Here is a 21,846-nt window from a genome sequence, read left to right as displayed (position 1 = left end):
CTAATCAGGTGGGGCCTGGACCGCGCCCACCGCGGCGGTGAGTCGGTTTGAGGCAGCGAGGACCCGCTCATCGCTGGCCGTTAGTGCGATCCGCACGTACCCGTGGCCCGCTTCGCCGTAGAACGTTCCCGGCCCGGCGACGATCCCCAGATCCGCCAGCCGGCCGATCGTGATCCAGGTGTTCTCCCCCGCAGTGGCCCACAGGTAGAGTCCGGCCTCGGAGTGGTCGATCCGCAGGCCGAACGCCTCCAGGGCGGGAACCAGGAGTTGCCTGCGGTGGCGGTAGCGTTCCTTCTGCGCAGCCACATGCCCCTCGTCCCCCAGAGCCACCCGCATGGCCTCCTGGACCGGGTACGGAACGATCATTCCGGCGTGCTTTCGGGAGTTGATCAGATGGGGCATGAGCTCGGGGGCCCCGGCGACGAAGGCCGCCCGGTAGCCGGCGAGGTTCGATTGCTTGGACAACGAATACACCGACAGCAACCCGTGGTGGTCACCGCCGCTGACCCGGTCGTCGAGGACCCCCGGGGTGCCGGGTCCGTCCCAGTCGCCCCACCCCAGCTCCGCATAGCATTCGTCGGAGGCCACGACGGCGCCGAGGGCGCGGGCCTGGGCCACCAGTGCGGCCAGGGACTCGACGTCACGCACGATCCCCGTGGGGTTTCCCGGTGAATTCACCCATACGAGCTTCACCCGCGAACGGACCTCGGGGTCCAGGCTTTCGAGGTCGTCGGAGGCGACGGCCTCCGCACCTGCCAACCGGGCGCCGATGTCATAGGTCGGATAGGCCACGGACGGACGGACGACGACGTCGCCTGCTCCCAGCCCCAACAACAACGGCAGCCACGCCACCAGTTCCTTGGAGCCGACCGTGGGCATGATGTTCTCCGGGTCCAGCCCGGTGGTGTTCCGGCGCCTGGCGTACCAATCGGCGATCGCCTGGCGTAGTCCGGCCGTTCCATGGGTGGTCGGATAGCCCGGGGCGTCGGCGGCAGCCGCCAATGCCTGCTGGATCAGCCCGGGGGTGGGATCCACCGGCGTGCCGATGGAGAGGTTCACGACCCCTTCGGGGTGCTGACGCGCCCGCTCCTGGTAGGGGGCCAGCGAGTCCCACGGGTAATCGGGGAGGATCAGCACGGCTTCAGATGCCGGGTTGCGGGGGCAGCGCGGCGATGATCGGGTGGTCGGTGTGCGTGTTGCCGACCTTGGCGGCCCCGCCCGGGGACCCCAGCTCGTCGAAGAATTCGACATTGGCCTTGTAGTATTCGGCCCATTCATCCGGGGTGTCGTCCTCGTAATAAATCGCCTCGACAGGACATACCGGTTCACAGGCGCCACAGTCCACGCACTCATCCGGGTGGATGTAGAGGGAACGTTCCCCCTCGTAGATGCAATCGACGGGACATTCCTCAACGCAGGCTTTGTCCTTCACGTCTACACACGGCTGAGCGATGATGTAGGTCACGGTACCTAGGGCCTTCCTTTGCTGTTCGCCTCGACTCCGCGGGGCGTCCGAGGACGCCACCGGCCTCCAGCTTAGTCCCCTTGGCCCCCCGGACCGAAGGGCCCGCCCGGATTCGCTACTACGATGGGACCATGACCGCCGATTTCTTCGACTCGCTGCCCCCCGGCGAACGCATCGTCATCAGGTACCGGATCGGCGGCCGGATCCCCCCGTCGCACGGGTCCCGGGACGCCCCCGAAGTGCCGGACGGACCGCAACACAGCGATTCGATCGGCCACTTCGTCTCACTGGCGGAGGGTCGGGTGACCGTGCAGACCCGGACCGGACCGGTCACCGTGGACCACAGCGCAATCACCCATGCCAAACGGGTTCCGCCCGCACCACCGCGTCGCGGCGGCACCCGGCGCTAGAGCCCGCCGTCGTGCTCCTCCTCATCAGGCAACTGGCGCATCCGCGGTAGCGGGGAGAGCAGCAGCGGCACGGTGGCCAGGGCGCTGCCAACGACCCCGATCCACAGGGCCGTGGAAATGCCGAGCATTTCACCGAAGAGCCCGGCCAGCAGCGAGGCGACCGGCATGATGCCCCAGACGATGAACCGGATGGACGCGTTCATGCGCCCGAGCAACCGCGGAGGGCAGATCTTCTGGCGCATGCTGACCTGGATGATGTTGTAGACCAGCACGCCGGCGGTCAGGACGAACATCGAGCAGGCCAGGATCGCGAACGACGGGCGCAGACCCCCGGCGAGGATGGACAGCGGGAATCCCGACATGCCCACGGCGGTCAGCAGCGTGCCGACCACGAGCGACGGCCCCTCCCCCACCTTGGCGGCCACCCAGGGCGTCAGGGAGGCCGCCAGGAGCCCGCCGACGGCACCTGCCGAGTAGATCAGGCCGAGCTCGACCGTGTTCAGGCTCAACGTGCGCAGCACCAGGATCGGCAGGAGCGTGAAGATGATGGTGCTGAAGAAGTTCATGATGCCGGTGGTCGCGGCGATCGGACCGATCAGCCGGTGCCCGACCACATAGCCGAGCCCCTCCTTGATTTCGGTAACCAACCGCGCATCGGGCCGGCGTACCGCGGGACGTTCATCGTCGCGGACCCGCCACAGGCATAGTGCCGAGACCAGATACCCGATGGCCTGGCCGACGAAGAGCAGCGGTGCGGTCAACACCGCCAGCAGCGCACCCCCGGCGGCCGGACCGGCCAACCGGGAGATCTGCCCGCTGATCTCCAATTTGGCGTTGGCCTCGGAGATCTGTTCACGATGGACCAAGGCCGGGATATAGGACTGGTAGGAGACGTCGAAGAAGACGTTGGCCACCCCGATGATCGCGGCAATGATCCACAGATGCCAGATATGCAGCAACCCGGGGTACCAGAGCAGCGGGATGGCCAGCATGGCGGCGGCCCGGACCACGTCGGCACGGATCATGATCCGGCGCTTGAAGAACCGGTCGACCCACGCCCCCACGGGGAGACCGACCACCAGGAAGGCTGCGGTGTTCGCCGCGTTCAGGACGCCGACTTCCCACTCCGAGGCCTGCAGCAGCGTGACGGCAAGCACCGGCATGGCCACCGTGCCGAGTTGGGCGCCAAACTGGCTCAGTGTCTGGCCGAGCCAGAACACCAGGAAGTTCCCGTCCCGACGCAAGGGCGTCCGAGGCGGTGGCGAAGGATGGATGTTGGACGGTTCGGCCACCCCACTGGCCTGCTGGTTACCGTCCGGAGCCGAATGAGACTGGGGCCCAGGAGAGGTCATGAAAACCTTGCTATGTGATTTGATGATGTCAATCAGTGCAGTTGTTTATCGTATGCTGAACATATGGCATCAGATGACGAGCTGCAAGCACGGGCGAGGGCATTGAGCTCCCCGATCCGCCTGAGGATCCTGCGTTTATCTCTGCACAAATCCCGGACGAACAAGGAAATAGCCGATCTGCTGGAGATCAATCCGGCGACGTCGTTGCATCATGTGCGGACCTTGATGGGGACCGGATTCCTGGAGTCCGAGGAGCCGCGCCGGGGTAAACGCGGGGCGAAGGAAGTGCCGTATCGCAGCACCCGCATGTCCTGGGGCACGAAGCTGCCCGACGCGGCCCCCGTGCTGCTGGAGACGTTTCTCCAGGAGATCAACGGTCTGGCTCCCGACGAGATCCAGGTGATGCGGGTGGGGCTGAAATTGACCGAGGCGGATCAGCGCGAGCTGCTCTCACGCATCAAGGACGTCATCTCCGACTATGCCTTGCGCCCTTCCGACGACGAGGGCGTGGCGACGTCGCTCTTCGTTGCCCACCATCTGGACCAGACGGCCAACTGATTTCGGCGTCGGCGTCCGGCCCAATACGGCGGAGCCGTCAGCGGCGACGGGTGCGCAGGCCACCGGCGGTGACGAGCAGTGCGACCACGGTGGAGACGACGATCCCGTAGGTCCACAGGGCTGCGGCCAGGGCCGGACCGGGCAACGTGTCGTGGCTGGACCACCCGATCAACAGGTGGTTATGGGTATCCAGGGCGGTCCAGGCGACCAGCCCATAGGTGATCAGCCCACAGAGCCCTGCGACCCAGACCTTCTCGACATACAGTCCGGCCACCGTGGCGAAGCTGCCCGCCAACAGGAGCGCCAATACGGCACCCCATGGCAGGGGCGTATCCCCCAGGTAGTGGATCTGGCCCTGGAGGAGCGTGCCGAAGACAGCGGCCAGCACCCCCGTCACGATGGCGACGAGGGTGCCGGTGATCACCGGGGTGAGCCGGCGGGTCCGTTGATCAGGCGCGGGCACGTGAGCGGGAGGCCTTACCGCGCTCGCTGGAGTTGAGGATGACCTTGCGGATGCGGATGGCTTCCGGGGTGACCTCGACGCACTCGTCTTCGCGGGCGAACTCGAGCGATTCCTCCAACGTGAGGTGACGCGGCGGGGTGAGGTTCTCGAAGGAGTCCGAGGACGCGGCACGCATGTTGGTGAGCTTCTTCTCCTTCGTGATGTTCACCTCCATGTCATCGGCGCGCGAGTTCTCCCCGACGACCATGCCTTCATAGACCTCGGAAGTCGGCTGGACGAAGAACGAGCCACGCTCCTGCAGGTTGATCATGGCGAACGGGGTGACCGTTCCGGAGCGGTCGGCGATCATCGAGCCGTTGTTGCGGTATTCGATGTCACCGGTCCAGGCCTCGTAGCCGTCGGCCATGGAGGAGGCGATGCCGGCACCGCGGGTATCGGTCATGAACCGCGTGCGGAAGCCGATCAGGCCACGGGCGGGGACGGTGAATTCCAGCCGGACCCAGCCGGTTCCGTGGTTGGCCATGTTGATCATGCGCCCCTTGCGGCCTGCCAGCAGCTGGGTCACGTTGCCCAGGTACTCCTCGGGGACGTCGATGGTCATCAGTTCCATCGGCTCGTGGATCTTGCCATCCACGGTGCGGGTGACGACCTGCGGCTTGCCGACGGTCAGCTCGAAGCCTTCGCGGCGCATCTGCTCCACCAGGATGGCCAGGGCGAGTTCGCCACGGCCCTGGACCTCCCAGGAGTCGGGACGCTCGGTCGGCAGGACCTTCAGCGAGACGTTGCCGATCAGTTCCTTGTCGAGGCGGTCCTTGACCTGGCGGGCGGTGACCTTGGCCCCCTTGACCTTTCCGGCCAGCGGCGAGGTGTTGATGCCGATGGTCATGGAGATCGCGGGGTCGTCGATGGTGATCAACGGAAGCGGCTTGGGGTTCTCCACGTCGGTGAGCGTCTCACCGATCATGATGTCTTCGATCCCGGCAACTGCGACGATCTCGCCCGGTCCGGCTTCCTCGGCCGCCACGCGGCCCAGGCCCTTGGTGGCCAGCAGTTCGGTGATCTTCACGGTCTTCAGCTGGCCGTCCTGGCGTGCCCAGGCAACATGGTCGCCCTTGCGCAGGGTGCCGTTGAACACGCGCATCAGGGCCAGGCGACCCAGGAACGGCGAGGCGTCCAGGTTGGTGACGTGGGCCTGGAGGACTTCACCGGGGGTGTAGGTCGGGGCCGGGACGTGCTCCATGATGGTGGAGAACAGCGGCTCGAGGTCTTCGCTGTCCGGCAGCGATCCGTCTTCTGGCTGGATCGTCGAGGCACGGCCGGCCTTGCCCGAGGCGTAGACGACGGGCACGTTCAACACCGAGTCCAGGTCCAGATCCGGGACTTCCTCGGCCAGGTCGGAGGCCAGCCCCAACAACAGGTCCATGGAGTCGGAGACCACACCGTCGATCCGCGCGTCGGGACGGTCGGTCTTGTTCACGACCAGGATGACCGGAAGCTTGGCCGTCAGGGCCTTGCGCAGCACGAACCGAGTCTGGGGCAGCGGCCCTTCCGAGGCATCCACGAGCAGGACGACGCCATCGACCATGGACAGTCCGCGCTCGACCTCGCCACCGAAGTCAGCGTGGCCGGGGGTGTCGATGACGTTGATGGTGACGTCATGGCCCTTGGCCGACGGGCCGGAGTAGAACACGGTGGTGTTCTTGGCCAGGATGGTGATGCCCTTCTCGCGCTCGAGTTCGCCGGAGTCCATCACACGATCCGTGGTGTCGCCATGCGAGGAGAAAGCGCCGGTCTGCGACAACATGGCATCGACCATGGTCGTCTTTCCATGGTCGACGTGGGCGACGATGGCGACGTTGCGAAGATCCTCGCGAGTAGCGCTAGTGGTTCCCGGGGAAAGATCTGACATGCGTAAAGGCTCGCTTCAAGTTGATGTTTTTTGGGTCGAAGACGTGGGGCCACGGCTGACCCAAGAGACCAGTCTAGACCTTCATGAAAAGTTGCCGCGACCGAGCGTGTCGCCGAGGCGGCGGACAGGACCGCTTCGGGCCCGAAATCCTTGGACCGGCAGGGTTGCACGTGAGAGGTAAATCACACTCCTGGCGTCCGGTGGCACGGCGTTCCGCGCGCGGGGGCCACCAGCGCCGGCAGGCATCATGATGGCGTTGTCCCGCCCGGGACCGTCCGCCGGCGCAGCCTGCTGCCGGCGGACGTGGACCGCAGGGCCGTACCGGTCGGGTCAGGAGGCCTCGGAGTCGGCCAGCAGACGGGCCCGCAGCTCCCGGCGTTCGCGCTGGGCGTCGGGGTCCGGCACCGGAACCGCTGCCATGAGGCGCTGCGTGTAGCGGTCCTGGGGCCGGCGCAGGACATCGTCGCGGGATCCTTGTTCGACGATCTTCCCGTTGCGCATCACCACGATGTGATCGGCCAGGACGTCGATCACGCCGAGGTCGTGCGTGACGAAGAGGGAGGCGAACCCCATTTCGGCCTGCAGGTCCCGGAACAGTTCCAGGACCTTCGCCTGCACCGACACATCCAGGGCCGAGGTCGGCTCGTCGGCGACCATCAGCTGCGGTTCCAGACACAGGGCCCGGGCAATGCCCACCCGCTGCTTCTGGCCGCCGGAGAGTTCGTGCGGGTACCGGTTGCGGTAGTTCCGCGGTAGTTCCACCTGGTCCAGCAGCGTCTCGATCTTCTTCTGCAGCTCGGCCCCCTTGGCGACCTTGGCCAGGAGCATCGGTTCGCCGATGGACTCACCGATCGGCAGACGCGGGTTCAGTGAACTGGAGGGGTCCTGGAAGACCATGCCGATCTGTCGGCGGATGTGGAAGAGTTCCTTGGAGGTGGGCTTGAGCCCGAAGAGCTCGGCCCCGTTGACCTTCAAGGACCCCTCGGCCACCGGCAGCAACCCCACCGCGGCCCGGCCGATGGTGGTCTTTCCCGAACCGGATTCACCGACCAGACCCACGACCTGGCCCTGGTGGACCGTCAGATTCGCGCCCTCAACGGCGCGGAAGGCCGGTACGCGCCCCTGCTTCGGGTATTCGATGGCAACGTCCTTCAGCTCAAGCACCACGGGGCGGTCCTCGATCTTCGCGGCCCCGTACTGGGCTTCCTTCGCCTCATCCAGGAGCTTGCGTTCACGGATCTGCAAGGATTCATCCTCGGGTGAATCCAGTTCGGTCCCGGAGGCCGCCGCCACCGCGGCATCCACGTCGACTTCCCCGATGGAATCGCCCCCGGTGCCCAGCTTCGGCACGGCCGCCAGCAGGGCCTGGGTGTAGGGGTGTCGTGGGTCGTTGAAGATCTCATGGGTGGTCCCGTGCTCAACGATGCGCCCCTGCCGCATGACGGCGATGCGGTCGGAGAGGTCGGCCACCACGCCCATGTCATGTGTGATCAGCACGATCGCCGAGTTCAACTTATTGCGCAGGTTGCGCATCAGATCCAGGATCTCCGCCTGGACCGTGACATCCAGGGCCGTCGTCGGTTCGTCGGCGATCAGCAGCTTCGGGTCGCAGGAGAGCGACTGGGCGATCATGGCGCGCTGACGCTGACCGCCGGACAACTGGTGCGAGTAGGACTTGAAGGCCTTCATCGGGTCGGGAAGCTCGACGAGTTCGAGCATTTCCAACGCACGCTTCTGGGCCTGCGCGGGGGAAATCGGGTTGTGCAGGCGCAGGGTCTCCATGATCTGGAACCCGATGGTGTAGACCGGGTTCAAGGCGGTCATGGGTTCCTGGAAGATGACCGCGACATCGTTACCCCGGACCTGGCGCATCTTCGGGCTGGACAGCCCGAGCAGTGACTGCCCGTTGAGGGTGACTTCACCACGGATCCTGGCGTTGGTGGGGAGCAGCCCCAGCAGGGCCATCGAACTGGCCGACTTGCCCGATCCAGACTCCCCCACGATGGCCAGCACCTCGCCGGCGTTCACGTGGTAGTTCAGGTCGATGGCAGCGGGGACCCATTCCTTGTCCACACCGAAGTCCACGGAGAGGTGGCTGACCTTCAGGACCGGCTGCTCGCCGCCCTGCGTTGCCTCCCGGGAGGAGGGATTCTGCTGGCTCATCTGGTCCTCATTTCCTTCCGCCGGCGGCCCGCGTAGGCCGGCGGCCGGGGTGTTGTGTGGCGCCGATTACATGGCGGCCGATAATCCTGAAACTATGTGGGTTATGACTTCTGCTTATAGCACTAACCGGGACTTCACCTTCAGGCCCCGTGGGCCCCGTTTCCTGGCGATGGCCCTCATGGTGTTGGCCGTCGCAGCCGCCGTCGCGATCCTGTGGACGGGAAGCTGGTATTCGGCACCGGCCATCCTGCCCGTTCTTGTGGTCGGGTATGCCGCGTGGGTCGTCTTCTGGCTGCCCCGGGTGGAAGTCAACGACGCCGGTGTCACCTTGATCAATCCGTTGCAGACCCTTCGGGTCCCGTGGTCGACGATCATCCTGGTGGACACCAAATACGCCTTGTCCCTGGTGACGCCCAAGGGGCGCTTCACCGCGTGGGCCGCTCCTGCTCCGAGCGTCATCTCGGCACTGCGCGACTCGCGCCGTTCGGCCAGATCGGAGTCCCGCGACCAATCCGGCACCAGCTATGTGAGCATCCGTCCGGGCGATCAACGCTCCAGCGACTCCGGCGTGGTCGCCGACATCGTCAGACGACGGTTGGCACGCATGGCCGAAGACGGGGATCTGGATCTCGAGTCCACGGAGTCCCTGAAGACCCGGCGAAGCATCCATTGGATCCATCTCACTGTCCTCCTGATCCTGATCGTCCTGAGCCTGACCTTGCCTGCCGTGCTGTCCTGACACCGTGCCGGAACCTGTGCTCCCGGCACGGCCCCGGCTAGGCCCGGTGGGCCGGACCATCATCATCGGGGTCGGAGGACCCGTGACGTCCTGAGTCCTCACCTCCCTCGGTCCTTTGGGCGATGGCGGCAGCCGACGCGGAGTCATTCACTGCCGACCCATGGACTCCACGGTCCTTGGCCTTCTTGGCCTTGAACTTGCGCTGGCGTGGATCGAAGGCGTCACGCAGCCCGTCGCCGATGAAGTTGATCGACAGGCAGATGACCACGATGAACAAGCCGGGGAACCAGAACAGCCACGGGCGGGTGCTGAAGGCCTCCTGGTTGTCCGAAATCAGCGAACCGAGCGAGACATCAGGGGCCTTCACGCCCAATCCCAGGTAGGACAACGCCGTCTCCAGCAGGATCGCCGCGGCCATCAGCAAGGTGACGTTCACGATGATGACGCCCACCGCGTTGGGCAGGATGTGCTTGAACATGATGCGTGTGTTGGAGGCACCGGCAATATGGGCGGCATCGACGAACTCGCGCTCACGCAGGGTCAGGAACTCACCGCGGACCAGACGGGAGAGCCCCGTCCAGATGATGACCCCGATGAAGAGCCCCAAGGCGACGGTGGCCATGTTGCCGCTGACGGCGGAGCCGGAGATGCGTCCGAGGACGGCAGCCAGGATCAGCAGCGGAACGATGATGATGATGTCCACGATGCGCATCAGCACCGCTTCGATCCATCCACGGAAGTACCCGGACAGTGCGCCCACGACCACCCCGATGAAGCCACCTACCGAACCGATGACGAACATGATCACGATCGACTGCTGGGTTCCTCGCATGGTCATGGCGAAGTAGTCCCGCCCGATCCGGTCTTGTCCGAAGGGGTGGTCACCCCAATTGAACAAATTAACGAAGGTCGGTCGTCCGCCGTTGATCTGGGTGCTGAATTGCTCGTAGCTGTAATGCCACCAGCCGGGGATCCCGATGAAGCCGATGGAGGAGAAGGCCATCACGAAGATCAGCGCGAAGACGACGATCGATATCAGGGCCGGCGTGTTTCCCATGAACCGCTTGCGGACGATGGCGTTCTGGGACAGGCCTTGGACTTCTTCGGGGACTGCAGCCGCCTCGAGGTCCTCGGGCAGCTGCCCGGACGGGGTTTCTGGATTCGGCCTGCTCATGCTTTTACCCTTACGCGCGGATCGAGTACGGAATAGGCCAGGTCGGCAATCAGGTTGAAGACCAGGGCCAGGATGCCGGTCACGAGGAAGACGCCCATGACCGGGTTCGGGTCGGGTACCGGCAACAGCGAGTCCACGAAGAGGTTGCCCATGCCGGTGAAGGCAAAGACCCGTTCGGTGATCACCGCCCCACCGATCAACCCACCGATGTCGAAGGCCACCAGCGTGGCCAGGGGGATCAGGGCATTGCGGAACGCGTGGCGCATGACCACCGTCCGCTCGGGAAGGCCCTTGGCGCGGGCGGTACGGATGTAGTCCATCTGCATGATCTCGAGCATCGAGGCTCGGGAGTATCGCGAGTAGCTGGCCAGCGACACGAGCAGCAGCGCCACGGTCGGCAGCAGGAGGTGGGTGAAGAGGTCGATGTTCTGGATCCACCAGTTGCCCTCGAGGTTCGGAGTCGAGGATCCGATCGTGGCAATGGGGCGTCCACGGACCCGACCATTGGAGAAGTAATTCGGCCACTCCACCATGAAGCGGTCCAACATCACCAGGCCTCCCACGAAGAAGGCACTCAAGGCCGCTGCCCGCATGGACTGGCCCCGGTCGAATCCGCCCATGAACCATCCGACGATGCAACCGACCGCCAGGGTCGCCACGAACAGCCCGAGGATTCCCCATCCGGAGATGCCGGAGAGGACCGGGTTCAGTGCGTAATAGGCGATCAGACCGGCCGGGACCATGAGAAGGGAGGAGTACAACGCCTTGCGGTTCTTCACTCCTGCAGTCAGTTGGGTGGCCAGATAGGCGATGCCCACGCCGAAGAGGGCGATCAGAATCGGGCCCAGACCTGGGGTGCTGAACCATCCGGTCACCGACAGGGCATACATCAGCCCTGCAGTGGCGGCGGCGCCGATCAGGAAACCGATGATCCGTTTCAGGTAGCTTCCACCCATGAACAGGACGACGACGATGCCCAGACAGATCGCGGTGATGAGGATCGATGTCGGACTGAAGACGGGGTCCCTGAGGAAATCGTTGAAGCCGATGGCCCCGAATTCCTTCAGCAGTACGGCGATCCAGAAGATCGGCAGTGAGAAGAACAAGAAGGCCATGAAGGTCACCGAGTAATCCAGCGTGCTGTACTGACGCAGGGCGGTGATGATGCCCAGACCGATGCCGATGACAATGGCCAGGATCGTCGCGGCGGTGATGAGCAGGATCGTTTGGCCCGCCGCGCGCCCGAGGGCATCCACCACGGGTTCACCGTTCATTTTCTGACCCAGATCACATTTGCCGACCAGCGGGACCACACATTGGGCGGCGCCCCCGAGCCACTTGAAGTAGCGCAACGGGGCGGGGGTGCCCAGGTCCAGCAGGGCCACCCTTTGCGCGATCAGCTGGTCCTTATTCGGCGCGTTGCTCTGTCGCAGTTCATCCAAGGGGTCGCCCGCCGCGGCCGTGAGCTGGTACACGACGAATGAGGCGCCCAGGAGGATGAGCACGGCAGTGACGAGCCGTCGGATGATGTAGGTCACCATGAAATATAGCCTCTTGGTAGAAGATACCGGGGATCACCCGGCAGTACTTTTGCAGAAGTGTAGTTCACCTCACAGCACTCGGGAAGGAGGGAAATCCCAATCACTTCCCGTGGCCCGGTCAAGGAACTACGGGGCGGACCTGGCGTCCGACCAATCGGTGGAATCCCTTCCACCTGCATCTGTAGCGGCACACTGAGACGCCGGGACCGTGAATCATGGTCCCGGCGCCTCAGTGGCACTTATATCCGGTTACCCGACGTAGCTACTTCTTCAGGTTCCAATCCCAGAAGTTCCACCAGACACCGGTCTGGTTGGACATGTACTCCACGCCCTCGACTCCCGAGTCGTAGGCGTCAACGCCGACCGACTGGAAGAGCGGCAGCCCGTATCCGGAGTCCCAGATCAACTTGTCGATCTGGATCTGCAGGTCGGTCTGTTTCTTCTCATCCGTGGTGACGATGAGCTCATCCATCAGTTCATCGGCCTTCTTATCGGAGAACTTATTGAAGTTCGACGAGGAGCCCGTGCCGAAGATCTGCGGGACACCGGTCACGCCGACGCCCGAGGAGATCCAGCCGAAGATGGTGGCGTCATAGGTGCCGCCTCCCAGCGCGCTGCCCCATTCCGAGGCCCCCAGACCGCCATCGACGACCTTGAAGCCTGCCTTCTTCGCCGATGCAGCGATCAGCGAGTAGGCATCCGCACGGTTCGGGTTGTCCTTGCTGTACATGATGCGGACCTTCGGCTTCTTGCCGTCGAGCAGTTCCTTGGCCTTCTCGATGTCGGCCTTCTGGTAATCGGCTGAACCATTGTTCTTCGCCGACTCCTCGTAGCCGTCGTTATCGGGGACGAAGAGCTGCGAATCCAGCGGCTTTGCATCCGGGTTCAGCTTCTTGATGATCGTATCCACGATCTGCTGGCGCGGGATCGTGTGCATGAAGGCCTTGCGGACATCCTTGTCCTTGAAGACGCCGTTGTAGTTCAGGTCGATGTGGTCGTAGGAGAGCTGGTCCCCCTTCTCCACAACCACCTGATCCCCCAGGGCTTCCAGCGACTCCAACGTGTCGGCGGAGGCCTGCGGGGCGATGATGTCGACTTCCTGGTTCTTCAGCGCCTGGACCTGGGCCGGCGATTCACTGATGTATCGCACGACGATCGAGTCGACCTTCGGCTCCGGTCCCCAGTCGTAGTCCTCGTTGCGCACCAGGGTCATGGACTGGTCCGGGACGATCTTGTCCACGATGAAGGGGCCGGACGAGAGGTAGAGCGACTCATCGTCGGGCAGCGACTTGGTGTCGAAGCCCGTATTCCAGAAGTCGGCGGCCTTCTTCAGCTTCTTATTCGGCTTCTTCGAAGGATTTTCCGGATCTCCCTTGTCTGCGGTCTTGAACAGTTCGGTGAGTTCGTCGACAGTCATGCCCGCCTTGTCGGCGACGACATGTGCCGGCCCCATCATCCCGAAGCTGGTTTCCCAATCGGCGAAGGGCTTGGAGTACTTCAGCGTGATCGAGCGGTTGTCATCGCCGATCTCCGGGACGTCGGTCAGTGCCAGCCCGGAGGTGTCACCGGCATAGTCGAAGTAGTTGGTTCCGGCGGTGACTTCGCCCTCGTCGTCGGTCTTCGCGTCGTTGAAGTGCCCCGACGAGATGGCCCAGGCCATCATCATGTCGTCGGCATTCACCGGCTCGCCATCCGACCACTTGACACCCTCGTTGATGGTGTACTTCACGGTCAGCGGATCCTCGGACTCGACCTCGTACTTGCCGAACTTCTCGTTCTTCTGCACCTTCAGGTCATTGTCGATGTAGTTGAAGTCCGACTGGGTGGTGTAGGCAATCTTGGAGTTGATATCCACGTTGCCCTTCGCCGTGTTGTCGTTGAACGAGCTGAAGGCGTTCACTTCGACGACACGGATCTCTCCGCCGTTGCCCTCTCCTTCGTCGGCCCCGGACGATGAGTCGTTGGTGCCCGTGCTGGCCGCGCATGCGCTCAGTGCCAGGGCGGCGGTCGCGCCAATCGCGACTGCCTTGGAAATACGTGTGAAACGCATTCCGCCTCCTTGTGTTTGGTGTGTTCTCCAGCCGAGCGATCCACTTGACTGCGACAGACCACGAGGAGTGGCCTGTCTCACATAGAGAAACCATAGACTGCGGAGGGGCCCCTTGGATATAAAAATCTCGCTTCAGATTCCGTTGTTATGGAGTCGCAACTTTGCGAGATGGTGGTCACATTCGTCCGGCGGCTCCCCTCGGCATCGATCCTTACGCGAGAACTCAAGGATCTGCTTCAGATTGGGGATTGTCAACTACTCGTCCGCGCCATCAAGCGGATCTTCGAAGATTTTGTAAAAATTCCCAATCAATGACGGCGTGTCTCGCCATGCATTTGAGGCGATACGCGTTCCCGAGCCACCGAACCCGGCATCAAAGAGGGCGGATTTAATCTTTGCACCGCCGGCCATGCAGTGATACAGCCTCCCGGGGGCCGGAAGCGCGCTCCGTTCGAGTTCGCCTCCCCGGACCCGACCCCGGGCACGGCACTGACCGCCGTGGCCCGTGCAGCCCTTGCGGTGATCCACCACGGGAATCGATGTGATCTAGCAGTTGGACTACTGCGCTCTCCCCCGCCTTGGTTGGCCCAAACACAGCTGCTGGGCGAACAGGCCGGCGCCACGTCCCCCAGTGCCGCAGATCCGACCGTCATCCCCAATGGTGCAACGACTGCAAACGTGAAGCCAGTCAGGACTTATACAAAAAACTAGAATGCACCCACTTTCTCTAAAGATGATTCATTATTTGACTACGTTCTAACATCCTTTGTTATTGGTAGTTATATCGTGCATCAAACTTCTTGAGGTAACAAGGGCCCGCGTCTATATTCTGGGCACTCGCTTCATTCTGCGGCGCCCCCGGACCAGCCCTACGTGCTTCATCGCCGTCGCCAGGCGTGGAAATGTACCCACGCCAACAGCCGCGTGCTTGCTACGCGGCACGGACCCCTTGTCAACGGTGAGGTGTCGGGCGCACCCCGGACTGCCGGAACCAGTTGGGGTCCGAAACTGCCAGCCGAAGAAGAACGTTGGTGTTCAACCGATCTGTTCGTGACAGGTCAAGGCTCCCTACGGGTACGCCAGGGTGAATGAGGAAGCCAACTTGGAATCTCCTGGTTCCAACCCGCTACGGACGTCTGCCGAATCTCCCTGGTCAGCATCAGTCGGGCCGCATTCATACTCGAGCGATAGTGGGTGACGCACCACTTCCTACCGCGCCTTCTCCACGTCGAACCGTGCTGGCCATGGAACCGCACACTTGGAAGTGCATGAGCCAGGTTTCAAGGTCCGCAGCAAATTTCATGCATAGACCGCGGCCGGTCAGTCGGCGATATGCAGGACGAGTTTTCCGCGCGCGGCCCCCTGCTGGGAGGCACTGAAGGCGGTCGCCAGCGCTTCGAGTCCATAGACCGTATCGATGACCACCTCGAGTGACCCTGCTGCCACCTGGTCCAGCAGGTCACCCAGACGGGACCCGTCGGGCCGGACCCACAGCCAGCGACCCCCATGCTCGATCACCCCGGGATCGGCGATGGAAACATGACGGCCTCCGTCCTTGAGCACCGTCAGCGTTGTGTCCAGGACCCCTCCCGCGTAGTCGGCCACCTTGTCGAAACCATCCGGGGCAATATCGCGCAGCCTCTCCCCCAGCCCGTCCCCGTGGGCCACCGGGGTGACCCCCAGAGCGGTTAGCTTCTCATGGTTGGCCACGGAGGCCGTGCCGACGACTTCAGCTCCCGTGGCGATGGCCAGTTGCGCTGCCAGGAAGCCGACTCCTCCGGAGGCGGCGTGGAGCAACAGTCGCTCCCCAGGGAGAACATCAAGTGCTTCGAGACTGCGCTGGGCGGTCAGCCCGGTCAGGGGTAGGGCCGCCGCGGTTTCTTGTGTCACTCCCTCGGGAACCGCCGCAACGTCCACGGCGAAGACCGTCACGTATTCAGCGAACGTCCCGCCGGAAACCACCTGCTTACGCGCATAGGCGGCGACCCGGTCGCCACTGGCAAATTCCGGGACGTCTGGCCCAACGGCGTCGACCACTCCGGCCACGTCCCACCCGGGGATGACGGGGAAATGTGCATCCATGAGCCCGTCAAGGCCTCCGGACATGATCTTCCAATCAACCGGATTGACCGAGGCATGGGTGACGCGGATACGCACCTCGCCCGGGCCGACCTTGGGCACCGGCAGCTCGGTGAGCTCCAAGACGTCGTTGCTTCCGTACTTGCTGTAGGTCATTGCTCGCATACCGCCCCCAACGCCGAGAAGGACCCGTGTATTCCAGCGGAGCCTCCCGCCTGCCGGGGTCTGGGCCCAGGCCAGCCTCTCCATCGGCCGTTGTGGACGGCGTGGTGGTGCCCGTCATCGTGACCTCGTCTGGGTTTCCTCTGCGCTCTCGTGGAGTGCCCTGGCCCAGGCCCGCAGGAAGCTTGCGACCCGCTCCGGCTGGTCCAGGTGGATGTTGTGTCCGGCGTCCTCCAGCACGACGTAGGTTGCCTGCGGATACCGCAGCAACAAGTCTTCCTGATCCGCGAACCCCACGACGTGGTCGTGCCGTCCGGCAAGGATCAGCGTCCGGGGCGAGACCGTCCCTGCGGCCCGGGACCCGGGGCCCGCCTCGGGGGCCAGGTGATATCGGCGGGACAACTGCATGACGGCGCGTGCGTTCGCGGCGCGGATCCCCGGCAGGGCGGCATCTCGGAATGCGGCCCAGGCCTCCGCTGTGTGGAGGATGGCCATGCCTTCGAATTCCCGGGCATCCTGCGGATCGAGCAAACCGAGGAACTTCTGGTCTCGGTGCAGGACCCGTTTCTCGGGCACGGTGCGATCTCGTGGCCGGGGATGGACCACCGGCGCCAACAACGCCATTCCGCTCATCTGATCCCCGAAAGTGATTGCCAGATGCGCGGCCAGAACACCTCCGAGTGAGTGCCCCAGCACGGCGAATTTCCGGTCCCCCACCAGTTCGCCAATGGTTTCTTGCAGCCAGTCGGCAATTTCGGGTAATCCACCGGGCTCCTCCAGCGCGGGGGTTCCGCCGAAGCCGGGAAGATCCAGGTAAATCCGCTCCCAGGCACCGGCATCGGCCAGACAAGGATCCAGCGGTAGGAGCAACCGGTGATCGACGCCATTGCCATGAATCATGATTATCGGTGTTCCAGTGCCTCGACGTACGGTAGCCGGTCGCGGGATCACCGGGTCCCCCGCCGTGCAGTGTCCGGGCGTGCGTTCCATCTGTTCCCTCATTCCGATCCCCGTGTCTCCCGGTCGACCACTAGGCCCACGCGGTCGGGCCCGGTGCTGCGCACCTCTGCACAGCACCGGGCCCGACCGGTCATGAGAACGTCATCCAACGAGACGTTCGTGGAGCTCCTACTCGGGTGTCACGTGCTTTTTCGGGTCCTTCTCTGCCAGGACGCGTGCCGCGGCATCGCGTCCACCCAGCCCAAAGGCCAGCGCCGCAGCCAGAGCACCGCCCACGACCACGGCGCCGAAGCCCAGCGTGATGATCGAGTCGGCAATGCCCATGTACTTCAGTCCAATCGCGGCGAAAAGCCCGATGATGACGTACTTGGCGACGGTGCTTCCCGTGCCGGCCCCCATGGCACTGGACACCAGTTTGGCGATCAGGAAGCCGACGGCGACGATAACGACGCCAAACAGCACCCGGCCCCCGAGTGCGAACACCGTGTTCAGCAGATCCGAGATCTCGGGGAAACCAAGCGCTTGAGCAGCCATGATCCCGAAGAACACCACGATGGCCACTTGTGCCACGCGGGTCAGAATGGTCGAGGCGCTCTTGTCGGCGCTCAGAATCCCGAGGTTCGTTGCTGCCCGGTCGGTTCCAAGACCACGCAACGTGGCCTCCAGGATGCCACCGACGAACTTTGCGATGAGGACGCCGATGCCCAGCAGCACCAGGGCCGCGATGATCATCGGGATCGCGTTGAGGATCATGGTGAGCATCTGCTCGGCCGGATCGGAGATGACCGAGATGTCGAGGATCTGGAGAGCTGCGATGCCCACCACGATCAAGATGACGGCAAACACCAGATTGCCGACCATGGAGCCGATCTTCCGGGAGTCCATCCCGGCTCCCGCCTGTGCCTCGGCGGCACCTGACGGCTGGGCTGGGGTCGGTGTTGCCCCGGCACCCGAGGTCGGATCAACCTGCTTCATCTTTCCGGCAATGCTGTTGAAGTTGAGCATTCCGATGGCGGAGGCAATGAGCTGCTTGGCGATTTTCGCTATCACGAAGCCGATGAAGAAGACCACAGCGGCCCCGATGACGTTGGGCAGGAAGCCCATCAGCGTGGACAGGAGTTCCTGAATCGGTGTCAGGACTGCGTCCAGGGCGAACACCTGGAGGATGGCCACCAGGCCGAACAGCCAGACGATCAACGAACCGATACTGCCAATCGATTCTCCGGTCGATGCACCATCGCCGTCTTGCTTCTGCAAGAACGATACGCGGCCGACAACCTTGCCAATGGCCCATTTCACGACCTTGGCAATAATCCACGTCACAATGAGTATGACGATGGCCATGCCGACCTTTTGCGCCATACCTATCCAATCGATGTCTTCCATGGGAAGCCTCCTTATTGGTCCGGACTTGCAAACAAGGCAGTTTCGATCTGCCGTTGGTCGCAGCAGACTACAGGACACCTCAAGAAACGACTCGGATTAAACATCGACCGGAACCGATTTCACAGTCCATTCGTTATCTGCAGCCCTCTCCCCATGATCCTCCCCGCAGAGCGAAGGTCCGGAAGAGGCGACCACTGCCGGGGGCCGACCCGGAACGGCGGCCGGCCCCCCGGAGGGTCATCGATCTGCTTAGTTGATCGCTTCGGCGATCGGGGTGTCACCGTCATAGAAGTTGACTGTGCGGCCAATCGCAGCCCCGTCCGAGAGCACGTGGGCCAGGACCTCGGCTACGTTCTCGCGGGAGGTCACGGCTTCATCGCCCGCGGGCGCCTGGCCGGCGATCGTGCCCTCGAAATCAGCGATCGTAATCTTTCCGCTGGCCGGCTCCAAGGTGAGCCGTCCGGGGCCAAGGATCGTGAAATCCAGACCTGTCTGCCGCAGATGGGCATCCGCATCATGCTTGGCCTGCGCGTAGGGATGGAACGAGTCCTCCGGATCGAGCCGGTCGGCATCAACACCTGCGCCGGCATAGGAGACCATCACGAATCGCTTGACGCCGGCTGCTTCGGCGGCATCCATGGTACGGGCCGCCGCTTCGAAGTCGACCGAGCGTGTGCGTTCGGGGCTACCGCCGCCGGCTCCGGCGGAGAAGACCACGGCCTGCGCACCGGAGAACGCCTGCGTCAACGCCTCGGCGTCAGCATTCTCCAGGTCGAGAACAACCGGGCTGGCCCCGGCGGCTTCGATGTCGCCCCTTTGATCCGCGGAACGGATCACGGATTCGACGGCGTACCCCGCGTCCTTGAGCTTGGGCGCCGCCAGAAGGGCGATCTTTCCATGACCGCCCAGGACAATGACGCGACCTTTATCTGCTGTTGACACGAAAACCTCCGATTGCGCCGATTCGGCGCCGAGAGCGTCCGTCGCTCCGCCCATGATCGGGTTTCAGACGACGGCTTCCGCTGGGTACAACGTCGTGGGGAGCCGTATATTCCTCATCGGCCTGGCGCTACCGTCCTGGAGCGTGTGCAGGCCGGCAGCGGGCCGGTCCCGAAGTGCAGACTCCGGTCGACCACACGGGCCACTTCGTTCGTCAGCGAACGACCTGCATGTTGAGGGCCGTGGTGCCCAGCGCGTCCGTGAGATACGCCCACATGATGAAGTAGTGCTCCGGCCCCTTGGCGGTCTCGATCCCGCCCAGGTCCACGATGGATTCCGAGGTCCAGCCCAGTTCCCCCAAGGAGTGACGTCGTCCGATCTTTGGCCCCGACATTATCTCCGGAGAGGAAGATGCTGCTCGGCTCCAGCAGGGAGGGGTTCACGAAGATTTTGCCGGCGCAGGTGTTCATCGTCTTGACGACTTGTGCCTGGGGAAGCATCTCCTGCAGCTTTTCGCCGAGGCTGGAGCCCGGGTACAGGTGGTTGAATCCGGAGGTGGCGGCGTTGGCAACGTCGATGAGTAGTTTTCCGCTGAAAGCGGCCGAATCCAGCTGACCGAGTAGTTCCACGGACGCGGCCCCCGGCGTCGCGTTCACGATCACCTCGGCATCTCGGGCCGTCGCTTCCAGGGTAGCGACAGGGAAAGGGAGCCCCGTGCGTGACTCCGGCTGTCGCGAGCCCAGGGTTACTTCGTGTCCGACGTCGATGCATCCGCCCGCGAGGGCCTGCGCGACACTGCCCGTCCCCAATATCCCAATCTTCATGACTGCCGCTTCTTTCCCGTGGCCGATCCAACATCCATGGGTCAGCGTACGTCGGTCAGGGCCCGGTTTCCGCACTCAAGCCCCCTTCGGGGACGTTCTTGCCACCAGGGCCGCGAGGCGCGCTGCTCCGGGTAATCGACGCGCGGCCGGCTCCGGGGCGGCAGACCGGACAACGGTTCACCAGCGGGGCACCGAGCCACGGTAGCGCCCGTAGTCTGCTCCGAACCTCGCTTTCAATGCCTTTTCTTCGAGGGGGATCTGCACGCGGCCCATGACCAGGACGAACGCTGCCATCGGCAGCACGGCGACGGCGGACCGACGCAGGATCGCGTGGGCAGCCAGCAGGCCGGCCATGCCGAGGTACATCGGATTCCTGGTCAGCCGGTTCGGTCCCCGGACCACCAGCGACGTGGCGGCCTCCACGTCGACCGGATCGAAGCTGGTGCGCTGGCGTCGGAACTCCCATAAGCTGCCCACGACGAGGGATCCCGAGGCCAGTGAAAGAACAGCGGCCACGGTGGCCGAGGTCGGTGTCACCGCACGCTGGCGCATCAGCAGGTATTGCCCTGTAAGGCAGATAGCCAACGTGGTGGGAGGAACCGGGACCTTGCTCATTTCTTCACTCCTGTCGGGGTTTCACTGCGGCTAGCAACCGTGTTCCCAGTAGAGCAATCCCTGCTGTCCGAAACCACCCCTTGGCAGCCTCAGGTCCCGGCGGGCTGCCTTCCCCGGCGGCTGATCCGGAAAACCACGACGTGGACAACGATTTGCACCGCCAGTAATACCGCGCCAGAGAACGCCTCGGGCCACCCCATCAGATAGCCGGCCTGCAGCGTCCCGATTCCACTGGCGACGGGATAGAACAACGGCCACAGGATCAAGAGGTTCCGCACAAATGCGAAAACGATACCGAAAAGCACCGCGAACAGGCCGAAGCCGATGGCTTGTGCGAAAGGAACCGAGCCGACATGCTGCAGCGCTAACCCGATTCCGGTCAGCAGAATCGCTGGCAGCCAGCCGAAAGCACGTTCCCAGCGAAGGAACAACCAGCCGAAGGCGAAGAACGGTTCCTACAAAACCACGAGGTTCGCCATGAGCTGCGGTACGGCGGGCACTCCCTGTTCGGCAGCCACATGGAACAGCTGGAACGCAGGGCCCCTCCCAGGACGAGCGAGATGATGAGCGACAGTGCAAGGAACCAGTGATGGATGCCGAGTCCTTCCAGCCCATCGCGTCATCGTTGTAGAACGATGAGTGCCGGGATGTGCGTTCCCGCGACAACGATTCCGCCCATGAGGAACCAGTCGTTGCACGTGGTGCCGGCCCAATAGCAGCCCCAGAACACCAGAAGCGTGCCCAGAGCCATCAGGGAGTATCGGCATCAGGATTCCAGACAACAACCGGCCTACGGGACGGAAGAACAGGGCTGGGAGCGCCCGTTCCGGGCCGAGGAGCCGGAGCCCTGAACTCTGACACGCACACTTCCTTCGAATGACCTGGGGCAAGTACCCCCAGAGTTAGTAGGCAAGGCCCTCTCTCGTCACCATCGTAGAGCCCGGCGCGTGAAGCATGCTCGAGACTGATACGGATGTCGACGGCGTCGCCATGGCGCAGGACAAGGAGACGGTCCCTGCCTGATGAAGCCGTGCATCAGGGCCGTGTGCACAACGCC

19 protein-coding genes and 1 pseudogene are annotated in these 21,846 nt (G+C 63.8%); 3 read left to right on the top strand and 17 right to left on the bottom strand.

Features of this window, described 5'->3' with window-relative positions:
- Both dapC and fdxA read right to left on the bottom strand, forming a co-directional pair.
- Entirely contained in the window at positions 1–1,137 is a 1,137-nt protein-coding gene (gene dapC, locus AC3ZI9_RS05420; protein ID WP_489923943.1) for a succinyldiaminopimelate transaminase, read from the bottom strand.
- Positions 1,138–1,141: 4 nt separating this feature from the next.
- Complete coding sequence (fdxA, locus tag AC3ZI9_RS05415) at positions 1,142–1,465, bottom strand: ferredoxin (protein WP_444555279.1); 324 nt, start codon at positions 1,463–1,465, stop codon at positions 1,142–1,144.
- 131 nt (positions 1,466–1,596) lie between these two features.
- Here fdxA and AC3ZI9_RS05410 point away from each other — a divergent pair, with 131 nt between their 5' ends.
- Positions 1,597–1,875: a hypothetical protein gene (locus AC3ZI9_RS05410; RefSeq protein WP_444555278.1), complete on the top strand. Its 279-nt coding sequence runs from the start codon at positions 1,597–1,599 to the stop codon at positions 1,873–1,875.
- Here the strand turns inward: AC3ZI9_RS05410 and AC3ZI9_RS05405 are convergent.
- Positions 1,872–3,227 (bottom strand): MFS transporter, encoded by a 1,356-nt coding sequence (locus tag AC3ZI9_RS05405; RefSeq protein WP_444555277.1) that lies wholly within the window; start codon positions 3,225–3,227, stop codon positions 1,872–1,874. The two genes, AC3ZI9_RS05410 and AC3ZI9_RS05405, sit on opposite strands and share 4 nt — an antisense overlap.
- Positions 3,228–3,290: 63 nt before the next feature.
- On the opposite strand from AC3ZI9_RS05405, the gene AC3ZI9_RS05400 reads away from it, so the two are divergent.
- Complete coding sequence (locus tag AC3ZI9_RS05400) at positions 3,291–3,785, top strand: ArsR/SmtB family transcription factor (protein ID WP_489923942.1); 495 nt, start codon at positions 3,291–3,293, stop codon at positions 3,783–3,785.
- A gap of 37 nt (positions 3,786–3,822) precedes the next feature.
- On the opposite strand, the gene AC3ZI9_RS05395 is transcribed toward AC3ZI9_RS05400, so the two are convergent.
- The 3 genes from AC3ZI9_RS05395 to AC3ZI9_RS05385 form a co-directional block, all read right to left on the bottom strand.
- On the bottom strand, positions 3,823–4,248 hold the full coding sequence (locus tag AC3ZI9_RS05395; protein ID WP_444555275.1) for a hypothetical protein: 426 nt from the start codon (positions 4,246–4,248) through the stop codon (positions 3,823–3,825).
- Entirely contained in the window at positions 4,235–6,157 is a 1,923-nt protein-coding gene (typA, locus tag AC3ZI9_RS05390) for a translational GTPase TypA (RefSeq protein WP_444555274.1), read from the bottom strand. Before typA ends, AC3ZI9_RS05395 begins: the two co-directional genes overlap by 14 nt.
- Before the next feature lie 330 nt (positions 6,158–6,487).
- Complete coding sequence (locus tag AC3ZI9_RS05385) at positions 6,488–8,320, bottom strand: ABC transporter ATP-binding protein (protein ID WP_444566291.1); 1,833 nt, start codon at positions 8,318–8,320, stop codon at positions 6,488–6,490.
- A 103-nt stretch (positions 8,321–8,423) separates the two neighbouring features.
- Here AC3ZI9_RS05385 and AC3ZI9_RS05380 point away from each other — a divergent pair, with 103 nt between their 5' ends.
- Positions 8,424–9,059 carry a PH domain-containing protein gene (locus AC3ZI9_RS05380; protein WP_444555272.1) on the top strand — a complete coding sequence of 212 codons (636 nt, stop codon included), beginning with the start codon at positions 8,424–8,426 and terminating at the stop codon, positions 9,057–9,059.
- 37 nt (positions 9,060–9,096) lie between these two features.
- Here AC3ZI9_RS05380 and AC3ZI9_RS05375 read toward each other — a convergent pair whose 3' ends face one another.
- The 11 genes and pseudogenes from AC3ZI9_RS05375 to AC3ZI9_RS05325 all read right to left on the bottom strand — a co-directional run bounded on the left by AC3ZI9_RS05375 (position 9,097) and on the right by AC3ZI9_RS05325 (position 21,220).
- Positions 9,097–10,233, bottom strand: a complete 1,137-nt coding sequence (locus tag AC3ZI9_RS05375) for an ABC transporter permease (protein ID WP_444566290.1) — start codon at positions 10,231–10,233, stop codon at positions 9,097–9,099.
- Entirely contained in the window at positions 10,230–11,774 is a 1,545-nt protein-coding gene (locus tag AC3ZI9_RS05370) for an ABC transporter permease (protein WP_444555270.1), read from the bottom strand. Before AC3ZI9_RS05370 ends, AC3ZI9_RS05375 begins: the two co-directional genes overlap by 4 nt.
- A gap of 262 nt (positions 11,775–12,036) precedes the next feature.
- Positions 12,037–13,824, bottom strand: a complete 1,788-nt coding sequence (locus tag AC3ZI9_RS05365; RefSeq protein ID WP_444566289.1) for an ABC transporter family substrate-binding protein — start codon at positions 13,822–13,824, stop codon at positions 12,037–12,039.
- A 1,320-nt stretch (positions 13,825–15,144) separates the two neighbouring features.
- On the bottom strand, positions 15,145–16,059 hold the full coding sequence (locus AC3ZI9_RS05360; RefSeq protein WP_444555267.1) for an NADP-dependent oxidoreductase: 915 nt from the start codon (positions 16,057–16,059) through the stop codon (positions 15,145–15,147).
- Positions 16,060–16,182: 123 nt separating this feature from the next.
- A complete protein-coding gene (locus tag AC3ZI9_RS05355; RefSeq protein ID WP_444566288.1) occupies positions 16,183–16,965 on the bottom strand; it encodes an alpha/beta fold hydrolase in 783 nt (260 codons plus the stop codon).
- A gap of 228 nt (positions 16,966–17,193) precedes the next feature.
- Positions 17,194–18,411: a mechanosensitive ion channel gene (locus AC3ZI9_RS05350; RefSeq protein WP_489923941.1), complete on the bottom strand. Its 1,218-nt coding sequence runs from the start codon at positions 18,409–18,411 to the stop codon at positions 17,194–17,196.
- Positions 18,412–18,660: 249 nt separating this feature from the next.
- Positions 18,661–19,353, bottom strand: coding sequence for an SDR family oxidoreductase (locus AC3ZI9_RS05345; protein ID WP_444555757.1), 693 nt, complete (start codon positions 19,351–19,353; stop codon positions 18,661–18,663).
- A gap of 211 nt (positions 19,354–19,564) precedes the next feature.
- The gene (locus AC3ZI9_RS05340) at positions 19,565–19,744 is read right to left on the bottom strand and encodes a hypothetical protein (RefSeq protein ID WP_444555763.1); all 180 of its coding nucleotides are present in this window, start codon (positions 19,742–19,744) and stop codon (positions 19,565–19,567) included.
- Positions 19,745–19,925: 181 nt separating this feature from the next.
- Positions 19,926–20,174, bottom strand: a pseudogene (locus tag AC3ZI9_RS05335) (NAD(P)-binding domain-containing protein); the annotation flags it as partial.
- A gap of 177 nt (positions 20,175–20,351) precedes the next feature.
- Positions 20,352–20,789, bottom strand: coding sequence for a methyltransferase family protein (locus AC3ZI9_RS05330; RefSeq protein ID WP_444555758.1), 438 nt, complete (start codon positions 20,787–20,789; stop codon positions 20,352–20,354).
- Between the two features lie 89 nt (positions 20,790–20,878).
- On the bottom strand, positions 20,879–21,220 hold the full coding sequence (locus tag AC3ZI9_RS05325) for a hypothetical protein (protein WP_444555759.1): 342 nt from the start codon (positions 21,218–21,220) through the stop codon (positions 20,879–20,881).
- Positions 21,221–21,846: the final 626 nt, after the last annotated feature.

The sequence above is a fragment of the Arthrobacter sp. AOP36-F1-5 genome, assembly GCF_058137995.1.
The sequence above is the reverse complement of the archived record's forward strand: the minus strand, read 5'-3'. Positions and strand labels throughout refer to the sequence as shown.